The 14877-nt window shown below is 55.5% G+C and carries 15 protein-coding genes; 6 read left to right on the top strand and 9 right to left on the bottom strand.

The annotated features are described in order from the left end of the window. Nucleotide 1: 1 nt before the first annotated feature. On the bottom strand, nucleotides 2-394 hold the full coding sequence (locus HZS52_RS23835; RefSeq protein WP_071695507.1) for a RidA family protein: 393 nt from the start codon (nucleotides 392-394) through the stop codon (nucleotides 2-4). A gap of 141 nt (nucleotides 395-535) precedes the next feature. Here HZS52_RS23835 and HZS52_RS23830 point away from each other — a divergent pair, with 141 nt between their 5' ends. Beyond that, nucleotides 536-1468, top strand: a complete 933-nt coding sequence (locus tag HZS52_RS23830; protein ID WP_190373876.1) for a LysR family transcriptional regulator — start codon at nucleotides 536-538, stop codon at nucleotides 1466-1468. Nucleotides 1469-1554: 86 nt separating this feature from the next. Here the strand turns inward: HZS52_RS23830 and HZS52_RS23825 are convergent, their stop codons facing one another. Beyond that, complete coding sequence (locus HZS52_RS23825) at nucleotides 1555-2391, bottom strand: SDR family oxidoreductase (protein WP_190373875.1); 837 nt, start codon at nucleotides 2389-2391, stop codon at nucleotides 1555-1557. Between the two features lie 109 nt (nucleotides 2392-2500). On the opposite strand from HZS52_RS23825, the gene HZS52_RS23820 reads away from it, so the two are divergent. Next, nucleotides 2501-3394: a LysR family transcriptional regulator gene (locus HZS52_RS23820; protein ID WP_190373874.1), complete on the top strand. Its 894-nt coding sequence runs from the start codon at nucleotides 2501-2503 to the stop codon at nucleotides 3392-3394. A 107-nt stretch (nucleotides 3395-3501) separates the two neighbouring features. On the opposite strand, the gene HZS52_RS23815 is transcribed toward HZS52_RS23820, so the two are convergent. The 3 genes from HZS52_RS23815 to HZS52_RS23805 are packed head-to-tail and all read right to left on the bottom strand — an operon-like array spanning nucleotide 3502 to nucleotide 6662. After that, a complete protein-coding gene (locus HZS52_RS23815; protein ID WP_190373873.1) occupies nucleotides 3502-5532 on the bottom strand; it encodes an FUSC family protein in 2031 nt (676 codons plus the stop codon). Between the two features lie 3 nt (nucleotides 5533-5535). Continuing rightward, on the bottom strand, nucleotides 5536-6420 hold the full coding sequence (locus tag HZS52_RS23810; RefSeq protein WP_190373872.1) for an efflux RND transporter periplasmic adaptor subunit: 885 nt from the start codon (nucleotides 6418-6420) through the stop codon (nucleotides 5536-5538). Between the two features lie 23 nt (nucleotides 6421-6443). Next, entirely contained in the window at nucleotides 6444-6662 is a 219-nt protein-coding gene (locus HZS52_RS23805; RefSeq protein ID WP_022519635.1) for a DUF1656 domain-containing protein, read from the bottom strand. Nucleotides 6663-6927: 265 nt separating this feature from the next. Between HZS52_RS23805 and HZS52_RS23800 the strand changes: the two genes are divergently transcribed. Both HZS52_RS23800 and HZS52_RS23795 read left to right on the top strand, forming a co-directional pair. Further along, complete coding sequence (locus tag HZS52_RS23800) at nucleotides 6928-7377, top strand: Rrf2 family transcriptional regulator (protein ID WP_027957229.1); 450 nt, start codon at nucleotides 6928-6930, stop codon at nucleotides 7375-7377. A 147-nt stretch (nucleotides 7378-7524) separates the two neighbouring features. Beyond that, the gene (locus HZS52_RS23795) at nucleotides 7525-8421 is read left to right on the top strand and encodes an NAD(P)/FAD-dependent oxidoreductase (protein WP_027957228.1); all 897 of its coding nucleotides are present in this window, start codon (nucleotides 7525-7527) and stop codon (nucleotides 8419-8421) included. Between the two features lie 68 nt (nucleotides 8422-8489). Here HZS52_RS23795 and HZS52_RS23790 read toward each other — a convergent pair whose 3' ends face one another. Next, complete coding sequence (locus HZS52_RS23790; protein WP_190373871.1) at nucleotides 8490-9656, bottom strand: MFS transporter; 1167 nt, start codon at nucleotides 9654-9656, stop codon at nucleotides 8490-8492. A gap of 143 nt (nucleotides 9657-9799) precedes the next feature. Between HZS52_RS23790 and HZS52_RS23785 the strand changes: the two genes are divergently transcribed. Beyond that, nucleotides 9800-10654, top strand: coding sequence for a helix-turn-helix transcriptional regulator (locus HZS52_RS23785; protein ID WP_190373870.1), 855 nt, complete (start codon nucleotides 9800-9802; stop codon nucleotides 10652-10654). Between the two features lie 9 nt (nucleotides 10655-10663). Here HZS52_RS23785 and HZS52_RS23780 read toward each other — a convergent pair whose 3' ends face one another. Continuing rightward, nucleotides 10664-11557 carry a LysR family transcriptional regulator gene (locus tag HZS52_RS23780; RefSeq protein ID WP_190373869.1) on the bottom strand — a complete coding sequence of 298 codons (894 nt, stop codon included), beginning with the start codon at nucleotides 11555-11557 and terminating at the stop codon, nucleotides 10664-10666. Nucleotides 11558-11657: 100 nt separating this feature from the next. Here HZS52_RS23780 and HZS52_RS23775 point away from each other — a divergent pair, with 100 nt between their 5' ends. Continuing rightward, nucleotides 11658-12317 (top strand): NADPH-dependent F420 reductase, encoded by a 660-nt coding sequence (locus tag HZS52_RS23775; RefSeq protein WP_022519630.1) that lies wholly within the window; start codon nucleotides 11658-11660, stop codon nucleotides 12315-12317. A gap of 200 nt (nucleotides 12318-12517) precedes the next feature. On the opposite strand, the gene HZS52_RS23770 is transcribed toward HZS52_RS23775, so the two are convergent. Both HZS52_RS23770 and HZS52_RS23765 read right to left on the bottom strand, forming a co-directional pair. Further along, complete coding sequence (locus HZS52_RS23770) at nucleotides 12518-13261, bottom strand: hypothetical protein (RefSeq protein ID WP_159176208.1); 744 nt, start codon at nucleotides 13259-13261, stop codon at nucleotides 12518-12520. 8 nt (nucleotides 13262-13269) lie between these two features. Beyond that, the gene (locus HZS52_RS23765; protein WP_223828013.1) at nucleotides 13270-14634 is read right to left on the bottom strand and encodes a metal-dependent hydrolase family protein; all 1365 of its coding nucleotides are present in this window, start codon (nucleotides 14632-14634) and stop codon (nucleotides 13270-13272) included. Nucleotides 14635-14877: the final 243 nt, after the last annotated feature.

The following is a 14877-nucleotide window of genomic DNA, read 5'->3' as shown; positions in this document are numbered from 1 at the left end:
CTTACTCGGGGAGTTTGGCAATGACCTTGATTTCAAAATCAAAGCCCGCCAGCCAAGTGACGCCGACCGCTGTCCAGTTAGGGTAAGGTTTTTCCGGAAACGCGCGCGCCTTGGCTTCCAACCAGATAGGGAATTGGGCTTCCGGATCGGTATGGAAGCTTGTCACATCGACGATATCGTCGAAGCTTGCGCCTGCTGCCTCCAGAACACGCTGCAGGTTATCAAACGCGAGCTGTACCTGAGCGGCGAAGTCTGGCTCGGGCGAGCCGTCTTCACGGCTGCCGACCTGGCCCGACACGAACAGAAAATCGCCAGAGCGGACAGCAGCGGAATAGGTGTTTTGTTCATAAAGCGCTTGGCGGCCTTGGGGGAAAACGACGTCACGCTTAGCCATGGGTATCTCCATCAGTAGGCCGGAACCGACCCGTTGTTTACGATGAAGTCACTTTAAGCCTGCATTTGTGGTGGATAAACGGCGAATTCTGTTCAACATTGTTTGTAGTTTTCAAACAATCACAAGGTGTTTGACTTAGCCATGGATCGTTTTAACGCAATGCAGGCATTCGCCCGAGTCGTGGAGACGGGCAGCTTTACCAAGGCAGCTGATACACTGCACATGAGCAAGACCAGCGTGACGCAACTGGTGCAACAATTAGAGGCACGGCTGCGTGTAAAGCTGCTCAACCGCACCACTCGCAAGGTTAACGTCACGGCGGACGGTGCCGCCTATTACGAGCGCGTTATAAAGCTATTAGCCGATATGGATGATGCTGAAACCAGCCTCTCCAATGCTTCTGTGCTGCCTCGCGGCCGACTAAGGGTAGACGTGCCCAGCCCTTTCGCGCGCATGATTTTGATCCCCGCTTTGCCTGCTTTCCATGCTCAATATCCCGATATTCAAATCGATATGGGGGTAAGTGATCGCATGGTGGATCTGATCGGTGAAAGCGTGGATTGCGTGGTGCGTGGCGGTGAGCTTACCGACCTATCGTTGATGGCGCGTCGCGTGGGTGATCTGACGCTGGGTGTTTACGCTGCACCGAGCTATCTGGAGAGAGCTGGTATTCCTTCACACCCACAAGAACTCTCAGCTCCACCTCACTACATTGTTGGTTTCCGCTGGGCACGTTCTGGCTTGGCCTTTCCCTATGCCCTGCACTGCAATGCAGAGCGTGTCACCGTGCAGGGGCGTTATGTGATCTCGGTCGACGATGGGAACGCTGGGCTTGCAGCGGGCTTGGCGGGACTCGGCGTAATCTGGCTACCGGATTACATGGCTAGAGAGCACGTATCGCGTGGCGAACTGGTTCGCCTATTTGATGGCTGGCATCTCGACCCAATGCCGATGTACGTCGCTTTTCCACCGAATCGGCACGTCAGCGCCAAGCTGCGTGTGTTCATTGATTGGGTGGTAGATTTGATGGCGCAGCATGCGCCTATCGTTGATCGACAGATGCATAAACGCTAACGGTGAAGCCTTTCCTCTTTAAATAGTACCCGACGGTCAGCTCGGGTATCCCCAATAAAAGGCATAACCAAAGGCTTCACCGCATATCAGTTTGCCTCGTTTCTGTCGGCAGATAGGGCAACGTCCTTATACTTTTCGAGCGACTCAATCCGCTCGTTTAGCGCATGACTAATTGAGTCATAGGCGGTGCTTCCCAAAGCCAAGCGTAATGGCGGGTTCTGCATATCCGCTGCTTTAATAATGGCATCAACGGTATTGGTCGCATCGCCTTTAATGGCAAAGGCGCCTGATGCTAGTGCTCTACGTAGCTCCCCCGCAGGGGTGTTTTCATAAGCTGGCATGGGATGTGTGCGGTCTAGCCCTTCCGCGAAGTTTGTGGCTGTTGGGCCCGGCTCGGCGATAATGAAGTCAATACCAAAAGGTGCGGCCTCCTTCGCCACTGACTCGATAAACCCTTCAATGCCCCACTTAGTGGCGTGATAAAGGCTGAAGCTTGGATAGGCGATCTGGCCGCCCTCCGACGATACCTGAACAATGCGGCCGCCCCCTTGTTCGCGAAGGTGGGGGAGCACTGCGCGGATGAATTGCATGGAGCCGGTGAGGTTCGTCGCTATTTGCCGCTCGATCTGTTGGTCGCTAGCTTCTTCGGCAGCGCCAAAGAGACCATACCCCGCATTACTGACAACGACATCGATTCGATCCAACGTCGTGAACGCTCGTGAAACGGCATCTCTCATCGTCGATGTATCGGTTACGTCGAAGGTCAACTGCTGCAAACGATCTCCGTGTAGGGCTAACAAGTCGTCCAGCGCACCCTTGCGTCTTAGCGTGGCCACAACGCGGTCGCCGCGTTCGAGCAGCCGTTCAGTAAGTAGGCGGCCGAGGCCGGTGGATGTGCCTGTGATAAGCCAGGTTTTAGTCATAAGAAATCTCCTAAGTCATTAATCAAATGTTGCAAGACATAGGCTAGGGCAGTATCACTGGTTAGAGAATGCTCAACAATTGGCACGAGGAGGTGAAAGTAATTCACTAATGAGTAAGCCAACGTTAGCCGACCTCAAGGCCTTTCAGGCCGTGGCCGAACACCGCAGCTTTCGCCGAGCAGCCGACCTAATGGGCGTCAGCCGTTCTTCACTTAGCCACACCGTACGTACGCTGGAACAAAGGTTGGGAACCAGGCTGCTGCACCGAACCACCCGTAGCGTCTCTTTGACCGAGAGCGGTGAGCGCCTGCTACTACGTTTGAGTCCGCTATTGAGTGACTTGGACACGATCCTCGAAGATGCATCAAGCTTCGAAGGAAAGGTCACGGGCAGGTTGCGTATCAACGGTAACGAAGCGGCTATTCGCTTGTTGCTGCAAACTGTTGTGCCGCAGTTTCTCACCCTTCATGAAGGCGTCGAGCTTGATCTTGTGGCAGAGGGGCGGCTTGTGGATATCGTCGGGCAGGGGTTTGATGCGGGCGTCAGGCTGAGAGAGGCAGTTCCTCAGGATATGATAGCCATCCCCGTGGGTCATGATTTGCGCTTTCTTGCCGTTGCCTCACCTAGCTATCTACATAGCCGTCCGATACCCGAAACGCCAAGCGACCTAGCGTCTCAACAATGCATAAGACAGAGGCTGCCGAGTGGCAAGCTCTACCGCTGGGAGTTCCACCAGAATGGCCAGGACGTGGCGGTTGATGTGCCCGGCGCTCTGACCTTGGATAGCAGCCCACTTATGGTGGAAGCCGCCGCGGATGGATTAGGCATTGCCTATGTACCGGAGTCTTACGCTCAAGCCTATTTGAGCGATGGAAGGCTGGTTACCGTGCTCGATGAGTGGTGTCCACGGATCCCTGGGCTGTTTCTCTATTACCCGAATAACCGGCTTGTGCCGCCAAGCCTGCGTGCCTTCATCGATCTGCTGCAAGAGAGGCGAGTTTAAGCTGGATGAGACGAGTTTAAACTGGAGGAAAGTGTCCCGGATTGAGTATTCATCTAACACCTCGGCCTAAGCTTTGCTTTCCCTTACCAGTTGCCAGAAGCCTCCGCCTACCTAGGCCGCTCCGCCATGATGCGCGCAAGGCGCTCTAGGGCCAGTTCGAGCCGTTCGATCAAACCCTCCAGCAGTACGCGGCGGTCGGCGGGGACATCGCCATAGGCGATAATCGCTTCGTCCAGCTGTTTACCTGCTTCACGAATCCCTTGGGGTGGCCGCCCGTTGGCGCTCTCTTCAAACCCGCCAGCTAGCGTGCCTAGTAGGTGGCGATGCGCCTCGCGGATTCGCGGGTGCGGTGCATCATCAAGCCGATCACGCAGGCGCAGCGTAGCGGTGCCAACATCCAACCCGGTCAAACCAAGAATAAACAGGTGGCGTTGGTCTTCGGGTAGCATGTCGTCATGCTGCGCCAGTTGCAGAAGCCGATCCGCCATGTGGCCGCTGAAGCGGGTTTCGGCGTCGCGAATCGAGCGCTGGCTTAGCTCATGGATATCGGTGGAAATCGCATTGATTAAACGCCGCCGCCGAAGTCGGGTGCCCAGCCCCGGCAGCAAGCGAAAGCTCATTACCACGCAGCTTAGCCCAATCACTACGGCCACCACCCGGTTGGCAAAACTGTCGAACGAGAAATCCATGCCGTTGCCGGGCATGGTTAGCAGAATATTGAAGATAGTGAAGGCTAGGCAGTAGCCCATGGTGGCTAGGTTAGTGGCACCTAATAGTCCTAAGAACAGCGGTGTACCAAACAGCATTGCTAGCATCGGAAAACCGTTGGCCTGGGAGAGCAATACATGGCCGAACAGAAAAGCACTAGGAATCGCCGCCAGCATACCTTTATAAAACATCATGGTGATGGCGAGGGGATTGTCACGGCTGGCGAAAAAGGCGGAAAACAGTGTGCCCAGCATCATCGCGATCATGGCGCTCTGCCAGGCGGTGACGATCCAGAAAGTCGCCAGTAGCGAAAATACTAGCCCTGAGCGAATGGCGTTAATACCGGCGGCGAGGTGATCGCGGTGCCAGGCCAGTGGCGATGAGCGCAGTTTATGGCTCTCCGGCGAGGCAATCGCCTCCCGGGCATCGAGCATGATCATGGCGTGGCCGATCGATTCACGTAGCCCCAACCGCAGACGTCGATCGAGGGGAGCTAAGCTGGCCTCTTCCTCGCTTTCATGAACCCGATGGCGTAGCGACTGGAGAGCTTTTCTGGCCTCAATGACCCCTTTGACGTGTTCAGCATCGCGAAAGCCTTTTGCGACCTCGCCCGCGAGTTCGATACTTTGCGGAGCGAGTCGGTCAGCGTGGTCGTGCATCAGTTGGTGCAGCGCCTGCAGGTTGGCGAAAAAGCGCAGCGTGCGGCGGGTTAGTACATGGGCTGCCCGAACTCGGCCGGGGCCTACCGGGCCTTCAAAGCGGGCGGCCTGGCTGTCAGTTTCCAGCAGGGTTAACGGCCCGAGGCTGCTGCGCAGGGCTTTCTGCATCGCTGGAATATCGTCGCTGGCTTCTAAGCGCAGGGCGGCATGCTCGAAGGCTTCGTTGATCACGCTGTCGGCCTGAGTGGCAAGGTGGGCGCCCACATGGGATGGCCAGAGCAGCGAGCTGACCAGCATGGCGCAGATGGCGCCCAGCCCCAGTTCGGTAAGGCGCGCCACGGCGATATCGAAGATCCCGGCGGGCGTGCTGCCGCTGGAGATGACCACGATCAGCATGGCGGTTACGGAGGCCATCAGACAGCCGTAGGTGTAGTTATTACGCCACAGCGAGCCCACGTAAGTGCATAGCATAATCCAAGCGGTCAGCACGATAAGCGCAGGCACGCGAGCCTGGGCAAAGAGTGCCATGATCGCGATACCCGCCATGGCGCCAATCAAGGTGCCGACAAGTTGGCAGATGCCTTTTTCTACCACCATGCCGCTCATTGGGCGTATCTGCAGAAACGCTGCCGACATCAGCGCCCAGTAGGGGCGCTCCAAGTCGAACATAAGCGCGATATAGAGCGCGAGCATCATCGCCAGGGTGGTCTTGATCGCAAACTTGACCGCCGTAGCGTTGGGCGTCAGGTAGGTACTAACAAACGGCGACATGGGTTACTCAGACTGTTCGGCAGCGTTTTTAGCAGGGCGGACGCGCACCGTTGCCGTCATGCCGACGCTCAGCAGGGTGTCATCAGGAACGTCTTCTAGTGTAATGCGCACCGGAATACGCTGCGCCAAGCGCACCCAGCTAAAGGTGGGCTCCACTTGCGGTAGCAGCTGCTGGTTAAGGGTTGTGTTGCTATCGGCAATGCCTCGGCCAATACCCGCCACTCGGCCTTCCAGATGGGTGTCGCCGTTCATCAGAATCACATCCACCGGATCGCCCATGTCGATCGACGTCATTTTGGTCTCTTCGAAATAACCCACGACATAGAAGGAATTATCCGCGATCAGCGCCATTACCGGCGTGCCGCGATTAGCGTAAGTGCCAGCGGTAAGGTGGACATTGAGGATATGGCCGCTTACCGGCGCGGTTATTTGGGTGCGCGCTAAATCAAGCTGAGCGCTGGCTAGTTCTGCCTGAGCCTGCTGTAAATCGGCAGCGGCAATGCGCGAGTTGATCTGGGCAATCTGCTGATTTTCTGCGCTAATCGCACGATTGTTGCTCAGCTGGTTACGTCGACTCTCCTCGGCGCGGCTTAGCTCCAGGGTCGCCTGGCGATGGTCAACCGTGGCCTGGGCGCTGTCCACCGCCGCTTGGTAACGCGTGTTATCGATCTCAAACAGCGTATCGCCTTGGGCAACATGGTCGGTGTCCACTACTTCAAGTGTGCGTACCCAGCCAGAGACATCGGGGGCAATCGTCACCACTTCCGCATGAACCCGAGCGTCACGAGTCCAGGGGGTATAGAGGTAGTAGTGCCATAGCCATGCACCAGCGGCAACGGCAATGGCGACAATAACGAGGGTGAGCAAAATACGGAGCGAAGGGCGCATCGGCGATTCTCTCAAGGGCTGTCTTAAGGGCTTTGAAGCAAAACAGTAAAAATGAACGTGGTGGCAGCGGTGAGGATGACAAATAATGAAATGTCGAACCACGCCTCGTACCAGAGCGCGTACTCGCCGACCACCCAGTGCAGTAGTGAACGAATGGTCAGCGTAGCCACAAAGCCGATCAGCGCGTAGATCAACAGAGGGCTTAAGTAGATGCCACCGACAGCGATTTCGTGAAGACCCATAACATCCTTAAGTGGCCTGGAAGTAACGACAATGGGAGGCGCTAAATGGGGCTAATGACGTGCCAGACATTTATCCCCTGCCAGTGAAAGTGATTCAGCACCAGTATAGAGAGCGAGAGCATAGTTTGCCTTATAACGGCGAACGAGGTGTAGGTTCGTGTGCGGTGGCCCTGGTTGGGTTCATTCCCAGCCCCGCTCGCGGGTGTGCTAAAGTGCAGCTTCGTTGTTTTCCTTTGTTTATCCTCTGAATAGTTGATTGTTGCCCGTGAGAACAGATAGCCGCCTCTCTCGTATGCTGCATGTGCTGCTGCACATCGCGCGGGAATCCCAACCGATTACTTCAGAGCAGATTGGCGCCATGCTGGGCACCAATGCTGCCGTGGTGCGGCGCACTATGGCGGGCCTTCGTAAGGCGGGCTATGTAAAGTCTGAAAAGGGGCACAACGGCGGCTGGCGCATCGCCTGTGATTTGCACAGCGTAACGCTGCTGGATATACACAACGCCGTAGGCGGACCGCGCATTTTCGCCATCGGCACCGACCGTGATAACCCGGACTGCGCGGTAGAGCAGGTGGTTAATGCGGCGCTTTTTGATGCCATGCGCGAAGCAGAAGCGCTACTGATCGACCGCTTGGGAGCGGTCACGCTGGCGGAACTAGCCACTCAGTTTGACGATATTGCGACGCGCAAAGGCTACCAACTGCCGACGCCTTAATCTTCACCACCAACCCGATTAGCGTTAATCGGCATTCTCAACATTGCCATTGACCTCTGTACGCTTTTTAATGTATCAATAAAAGATACATGAAATGAGTTTATTCACCATGGGCTTAAAAGACTGGGTGTACACGGAGGAAGGGCAATGAGTTTTGATGCAGTGATTATCGGTGGCAGCTACGCAGGCATGGCGGCAGGGCTACAGCTAGCCCGAGCAAGGCGGAAAATATTACTGATAGATGCGGGACAACCCCGTAACCGTTTTGCTTCTCACTCCCATGGTTTTTTAACCCAGGATGGTGCACCACCCGCAGAGATAGCAGCAGAGGCCCGTAGCCAACTGATGGAGTACCCAACGGTTGAGTGGCGCACGGGGCGGGTGGAGGCAGTAACGGGGACGGCTGATAATTTCTTGGTGGCGCTGGCCGATGGCAGCACCTATCAGGCACGGCGCATTATTCTGGCCGCGGGTGTTACCGATGAGCTTCCAGGCTTACCGGGGCTCGCCGAGCAGTGGGGAAAATGCGTTTTCCACTGCCCGTACTGCCACGGCTATGAGCTGGGCAAAGAGGGTATCGGTGTGCTGGCAACCTCAGAACTCGCGATGCACCATGGTTTGATGCTGCCCGACTGGGGCGCAACCACGCTGTTTGTTAACGATGCCTTTGAACCCACTGCTGAGCAACTGGCTCAGCTTAAGGCGCGCGGTACTCATATCGAATATGGCGCAGCGGCACGGCTAGTCTCCCAAACAGAGATTGGCGTTGAGCTGGTAATGCAGGATGGTCGGGTGTTTCCATTGGTGGGCTTATTTGTCGCGCCGCGCATTCACCTTAGCCCGTTAGCAGCTCAATTGGGATGCGAGCTAGAGGAGTCTCCCATGGGCTGCATTGTTAAAACCGATGCAATGCAGGCCACTTCAATCCCCGGTGTTTTCGCCTGCGGTGATGTAGCCCGCGCCGCAGGGTCGGTCACCTTTGCCGTGGCTGATGGCGCCATGGCCGGGCTTTCTACACACCGGTCGCTGATGTTTGGGTGTTAAGCAAAAGACTGATCTATGCAGAGCCGCCAAGGGGCATGAAGAGTGCCACTTGGCGTGCACTAACTGATCTAGCGCTTCATGCGCATGACGATGATTAGCTGTGTTGCTGCACCTGCAGCGGCAATAACCCCCGCGCCAATGGCTAATGTCGAAACGGGAAGGTGGAAAGCCAGCAAAACGCCCCCGAACGCCGCGCCTATCGCACTGCCTAAATAGAGCGCTGATTCATTGAGTGCGACCGCCAGGTTACCGTCGCCGTGGGCTTGGCGTGCACGAACGAGTTCATTGTTTTGTGGCACTTGAAGCGCCCAGCCCACAGCACCCCAAAGCGCAATTGGAAGTAACGTCAGCAGTGGGTGAACCGACGCCGTGAAAGGTAGAGCAATGAGCGCCAAAAAGAGCAGCAACATAATCGCCAGGGTAATCACAGGGCCGATAAACCTGTCCACCAGAGGCCCAATCAGAAAACTGCCCACGACGCCGCCAATCCCCCACACCCATAAATAGCCGGTAATTGACTGAACAGCACCTGACTCGGTGGCCGCCATAAACGGGGCAATAAAGGTATACATCCCCAAACTGGCCACAGCGCCCAATAAGGAAACCGCCAGAATGGCCATGGCATGAGGGCTTCGCAAAATAGCGAGCTTGCGAACAAGTGAAAGCGTTGGTGCGGATGGAAGAGCAGGTAGTTTTACCTGTAGCCCCGCGTAGGCGATTAACCCAAGTGCTGAAATAAGCCACATCGCTGACTCCCAACCTAAACGCTCTGCTAGCAACAGGCTGATAGGCACCCCCAGTACCGTGCCGCTCGCCATACCGCCCATAATGATGGCAATCGCTTTACCGCGGTGGGCCTCAGCCGTTATGGCGGCTGAGGCGGCAATGCCCATGGCAAGGTAAACCCCTGCGCCAACGCCAGCGACCGCCCGCCATATCGAGAGTGATATAAAACTGGTGGCTAGTGCGCTGGCGATATTTGCCACAATAAAAACGGCTAACGCTAGTAGTAAACCCAGGCGTTGGTGCTTGCCAGGTAGTAGCGCAACGACGACAGGCGAGCCTAAGCCATAGGCTAAGGTGAATGCCGTGACTAACTGAGCAGCCGTGGCCGCAGAGACACTAAAGGCGTCTTCGATGAGGGGAATTAGCCCCGCAGTCACATAAGAGGCCATCCCAAGTGCAAACGCACCCAGTGCCACGAGATATACCGATAGACGAGATTGGTCAGCCATAACGCACTCCAGGCATAAGCATTAGAAAAGAATCCGCCAGCGCTGTTTTGCCAGCGAAGGGCTATTCTGGAGAGGCTTTAAAGGGGGTACAATTTAACTATTTATGCTATTACTAAAAGTGATAAGTTATTCAAGGTAATAAAATGACCGCTCCACGGACGCTGACTCGAACACGGGAAGACTTGGCTGCGTTTCTACGCATGCACCGAGAGAAAATCGCACCAGAAGAGGTGGGGCTTCCTCGTGGCCGCCGAAGGCGTACGCCGGGGTTAAGGCGTGAAGAAGTCGCCGCTTTAGCAGGCGTGGGGCTGACTTGGTATACTTGGTTGGAGCAGGGTCGCGATATCAGCGTATCGGCCACTTTTCTGGACAATCTATCCAAAGCGCTCAAGCTGGATGCGGCTGAGCGCCGACATCTATTCTTGCTTACCCATCAGCGCTTACCCTCTGAGCTAGGCAAAACCTGGTGCAGCGTGCCGCCGCTGGTTCAAAGGTTGATGGACGACCTGCCTACGCGACCTGCGTATATCCTGAACTTGCGCTGGGATGTGCTGGCGTGGAACAGCGCGGCCAATAAGCTGTTCAACTTCTCTTGCCATGCACCAGAGCGTCGCAACATGCTGTGGTTGTTATTTACCGACCCTGCCATGCGTCAGCGCTTGTCACCCTGGGAAACGCAGGTCAGCCAAATGCTATCCAGTTTTCGCCGCGACTTTGCCCGAGCGGCGCAAGACCCCACCATTGATGAGCTTGTCGAAGAGTTAACCAAGGTCTCGCCTGAGTTTAAGCAGTTGTGGAAAACCCAGGAGGTCAACGCCCCTTGCCAGGGAGTACGTCATCTTCACCTTGAGGAGTTAGGCGAGGTAGCGTTCGAGCACACGACGTTAACCGTTGATGAAGAGCGCCACCTACGGTTGGTTTATTATGCCGTAAAGGAGGCGGATCCTCAGGTCGCTGCTTTTACCCGCTGGGTGAGTGACGACAAAGGCGCGAGGTAACGGTGGAAGTTAAGCGAACGTGGCCACAACATCGTCTATGAAATGACGTAGTTTCGGCGTCATGCGTTGATCGGCGGCGTAGAGCAGGTGCATTGGTCTTGATGGCCCAGCATAGTCTGGCAAGATGCGCACCAGCCGCCCAGTGGATAACGCCTCCGTCAATGCAGCTTCGTAGCCCAATGTAATGCCGAATCCTTCCAATGCTGCGCGAAGCAGCCCCTTCCAGTCGTTGATTTGTAGCCGCCCGTTCACGGAAGCGTCGAAATTGCAGTTGTCGCGACTGAAGCGCCACTGCCTGCCCAAGGTGCCGAACCAATAGGCGAACCCCAGACACTCATGCTCAACCAGATCCGCAGGCGTCTCCGGCTCTCCATGCTTCGCTAAGTAGGCAGGCGAGGCGCAGGCGATGAGCTGGTAGGGGGCAAGCGGACGTGCCACCAATGTGGTGCTGTCGCTGATGAGCCCGAGGCGAATGACAGCTTCGTAACCTTCCTCGATAGGATCGACCAGACGATCCGACAAGGTGAGGTCGACCTCCACCTCTGGGTACTTACGAAGGTAGCGGGTGACAAGAGGCACCAGGCTTTGACTGCCAAATGTGACGGGCGCGTTGATTCTGAGGCGACCCCGTGGAACGGCCCGGGCCTGTTCCGTCAGCGCTTCGGCCGCCTCGACTTCTGCAAGGATAACCTGACATCGTTCGTGATAGAGATGTCCGATCTCGGTCAGGCTCTGTTTGCGCGTGGTGCGGTGCAAGAGCCGCGACCCAAGCAGCTGCTCCAGGGCCATGATGTGTTTGGAAACCATCTGCGTCGATAGGCCGAATTCTGCGGCGGTGGCTGTGAAAGAGCCAAGATCGGCAACCCTCACAAAAATAGCCATGCTCGTTAACCGATCCAGCATTATCAACTCTCAGTGGATTATTAAGTCAATAAAGACCTGTTTATCACGTTTGAGTAACGCAATAAAGTACTGCTTATCTTAAAACGGTCGGGAGAAAGACATGCGGATTGGGGTTATTGGTGCGGGCTTTATCGGACAAGCCTTTGCACGCCAGGTGATTGCGGCAGGCCATGACGTCATGATCAGTAACTCGCGGGGGCCGCAGACACTCAGCAGCATTCCGCCGAAAATTGGAGCACAGATTGGCAGCCTGCATGAAGCCATAGGCTTCGGCGAAATTATACTGATCGCCATTCCTTTTCATCAATATGCCACTCTTCCGGTTGAGCCACTGCGTGACAAGATAGTGCTGGACGCCAATAACTACTATCCAGATCGAGATGGATCGATCCCCGAACTGGATGAGCGCAGGGCGACGACGAGTGGACTGCTGGCGCAGCATTTGACAGGCTCCCGTCTCGTGAAGGCATTCAACGCGATTCTGGCCTCCGATCTGGAGAAGGGTGGGCAGACGCTGCCTTCGGGAAACCGGCGCGCCCTACCGATAGCGGGAGATGACGATGCGGCTAAGGAGAGCGTCGCAAGGTTGGTGCGACAGTTCGGCTTCGACGTTGTCGATGCTGGGTCGCTGGCGGAAAGCTGGCGTTTTGAGCGCGCCAAACCAGCTTACTGTATACCGTTTGATCGGGAGGGGGTGCGTCAGGCGCTCGATGAGGCTCAACGCGACATTGATATGCCGGAAGGATCATGGCGTCGGTGAAAGACAAATAATGAGAAAATTGGCTGTGTATTGAAATCCAAAGACTGGAGGTGAAAGCAGGCGGCTGATCTGGCCCAGGACACCTTCCTTTAGCAAACTTCATGAGCCGCGTAGCGTTCTGACCATCATTGCCCGCCGGGTGTGGGTGGACTATGGCAGGAGAGATGATTCTGAGGTTTAAGAGGGGAGAATTGGCCTACTCAAAAGCGCCAAGTAGCACCCAGCAAAGGACCGCTCATCGATATATCGATGCGTGTACCCGATTCGTCTCTATCCACTGCCAAATGGCGATAGCCTGCTGATAAGTGGAGCGCCTTACTGATTTGGTAATTAGCGGTAGCCACTACCTGCCAGGTGCTATCAGAACCAATTCCGAAGCCACCAATATCGGCATGCACTAATGTTGACCACTGGGGGCTCCAGGTGGAACGCAGTCGAGCGGCTAAAATCGGGTCGAGCCAACGTTCGGTCTCGCTTGCACCAACTCCCAGCGCGGGCACATTCACTTCCGCCTCGATCCGCCAAGCGCGAGCGCCCGCCAGTAAATCTAAGTATTGGCTCGAAGTATTGACCACTTGATAACCTGCTGCTGCAGTTAAAGAGCGTTGGCGCAGCTTGCCCTCTATAGCAACGCCAGGAAGCAGCGTGCTCTCGTGGCTAAGCGATGCCCAGGTAATGTCACCAAACAGCACTAGGCGGTCGCGGCGTGCGCTGCCAGCCATGAAAAAGGCACCATCAAGATCATCAAGTACATTGTTAAATGAGCGCGATGTACTAATGGTAGGAGCAGTCGCCAGAGGGCGCACATCGCCAGCTAAACCCGTCATCCAGACATAAGGGGTAAGCTGGAAACGCCAAGCATCCTCTTGGGCATTGGCATTCGTTGCAAAGCCTATCGCTAAGATGCTGAAGGCAGTGATAAACGGGCGTAATTTGGCTATCACAGAAATCCTTATACATTGTCTTTATAGATGCGTCCGCCCTTCATGATCAGTCGCAGATTGCGTTCAGGGTCATGAAGGAAATCAAGATTCTTACTAGGGTCACCGTCTACTAAAAGTAGATCGGCCATCGCGCCCGGCTCTATTTTACCGAGCGTGCCAGGGTAGGGGTTGCGTGATCCTGATAGTGAAAGAAGCTCACCATTGCGGCCAGTCGCCATGGCCAACACGGTAAGTGGGTCATAAAAGCGAGTCAGCTTGACTAATTGACGCAGCTGGTTGGGGGTATTTTGCGGGGTAAATAAAATATCAGTGCCCCAGGCTGTCTTGATATCAAAACGTTGGGCTAGCTCGTAGGCCTGCACAGTGCCTTCGGCTACTTGTTGTTGTGCTTCGCGGCGAGCGGCATCGGGATAAACATTTGCATCTTCATCTTGCAAGAAAGGCTGAAGGCTCCACCATGCGCCTTCCCCTGCCATCATCCTTACGGTTTCTTCATCGGCGAGCTGCCCGTGTTCGATGGATTTAGCGCCTGCCCTTAATGCACGCTGAATACCTCGGGAGGTATAAACATGCACCATGACATAGGTACCCCAGTCTTCTGCTGCATCCACCGCTGCGCGTAGCTCGCGCTCGCTGAATTGGGTGCTATCCAATGGGTCATAGGTAGACGCCACGCCGCCACCCGCCATCAATTTGATCTGTGAAGCTCCTAGCATGAGTTGTTCACGGGTACGTCGTAATACTTCTGCTTCCCCATCGGCAATGACGGCTACGCCTTGGCGTTCCTGTTCACTAAGCGGTGCGTTGTTGGCCCGTGGGATTTCGTAGCGCATTCGAAAATCACCATGGCCGGAGGTTTGGGAGATCATGGCTCCTGCTGGAAGTATTCGCGGTCCAGCCACAATTCCTTCATCAATAGCACGCTTCAGTGCAAAGGATGGCCCGCCCGCATCTCGCACTGAAGTAACGCCACGCATCAGCGTTCTCTCTGCTTCCTGAGCCGCCACTAGATGGATATAGCCTAGATCGGAGGTCATGGCGTCTACTTGGCTAATAGCCGCCAGCGTCGTGTGCCAATGGGCATCAATCAAGCCTGGCATTAATACGCTACCACCACAGTCGATGATTTCTGCGCCTTCAGGTGCGGCATCATCAGGCAAAATAGCCTGGATACGCTGCTCTTCAATACGTACTGAAACGTTGTCGCGTAACGCCGCGCCGCTGCCGTCGAAGAGCCTTAGATTGGTCAATAATAGTGGGCCATCAGCCCGTTTAGGTTGAGCACTTATGGCGGTGGGTGCGCGCAGACCAGAGAAAAGTGCCATTACTGCAGCGGCTCCTCCCATGAATTGGCGGCGGGTAATATCTGCCATCACACGCTCATGAAAGCGTTGTAGTAACGGTGAACCGCAACAGCAAGCCCCGTGTGAGTGATTTAGTGGCGACTGCAATAAAGAGTGGGCGGCGGCGGGAGGCATAGGCGGCACCTTGTCTCAGTAGCGATGTGGTAAGTGACATCTGGAGCGACGTTGAATAGCCTTGCATATAAGTAAATTAGAATGAGGGAGTGAATCGCGCAAGCTGTAATCAGTGATTGGATAAGCTTCCATGCAGTT

The sequence above is a fragment of the Vreelandella titanicae genome, assembly GCF_014697095.1.
GTDB classification, from domain to species: Bacteria; Pseudomonadota; Gammaproteobacteria; order Pseudomonadales; family Halomonadaceae; genus Vreelandella; species Vreelandella titanicae.
Note: the sequence above shows the minus strand (reverse complement) of the source record. Positions and strands in the feature narration are given on the sequence as shown.

Excerpts from the sequence above, each read along its gene's own strand:
- HZS52_RS23835 (WP_071695507.1), bottom strand. The coding sequence starts at position 394 with ATGGCTAAGCGTGACGTCGTTTTCCCCCAAGGCCGCCAAGCGCTTTAT.
- HZS52_RS23830 (WP_190373876.1), top strand. The coding sequence starts at position 536 with ATGGATCGTTTTAACGCAATGCAGGCATTCGCCCGAGTCGTGGAGACG.
- HZS52_RS23825 (WP_190373875.1), bottom strand. The coding sequence starts at position 2,391 with ATGACTAAAACCTGGCTTATCACAGGCACATCCACCGGCCTCGGCCGC.
- HZS52_RS23820 (WP_190373874.1), top strand. The coding sequence starts at position 2,501 with ATGAGTAAGCCAACGTTAGCCGACCTCAAGGCCTTTCAGGCCGTGGCC.
- HZS52_RS23815 (WP_190373873.1), bottom strand. The coding sequence starts at position 5,532 with ATGTCGCCGTTTGTTAGTACCTACCTGACGCCCAACGCTACGGCGGTC.
- HZS52_RS23810 (WP_190373872.1), bottom strand. The coding sequence starts at position 6,420 with ATGCGCCCTTCGCTCCGTATTTTGCTCACCCTCGTTATTGTCGCCATT.
- HZS52_RS23805 (WP_022519635.1), bottom strand. The coding sequence starts at position 6,662 with ATGGGTCTTCACGAAATCGCTGTCGGTGGCATCTACTTAAGCCCTCTG.
- HZS52_RS23795 (WP_027957228.1), top strand. The coding sequence starts at position 7,525 with ATGAGTTTTGATGCAGTGATTATCGGTGGCAGCTACGCAGGCATGGCG.
- HZS52_RS23790 (WP_190373871.1), bottom strand. The coding sequence starts at position 9,656 with ATGGCTGACCAATCTCGTCTATCGGTATATCTCGTGGCACTGGGTGCG.
- HZS52_RS23785 (WP_190373870.1), top strand. The coding sequence starts at position 9,800 with ATGACCGCTCCACGGACGCTGACTCGAACACGGGAAGACTTGGCTGCG.
- HZS52_RS23780 (WP_190373869.1), bottom strand. The coding sequence starts at position 11,557 with ATGCTGGATCGGTTAACGAGCATGGCTATTTTTGTGAGGGTTGCCGAT.
- HZS52_RS23775 (WP_022519630.1), top strand. The coding sequence starts at position 11,658 with ATGCGGATTGGGGTTATTGGTGCGGGCTTTATCGGACAAGCCTTTGCA.
- HZS52_RS23765 (WP_223828013.1), bottom strand. The coding sequence starts at position 14,634 with ATGGCAGATATTACCCGCCGCCAATTCATGGGAGGAGCCGCTGCAGTA.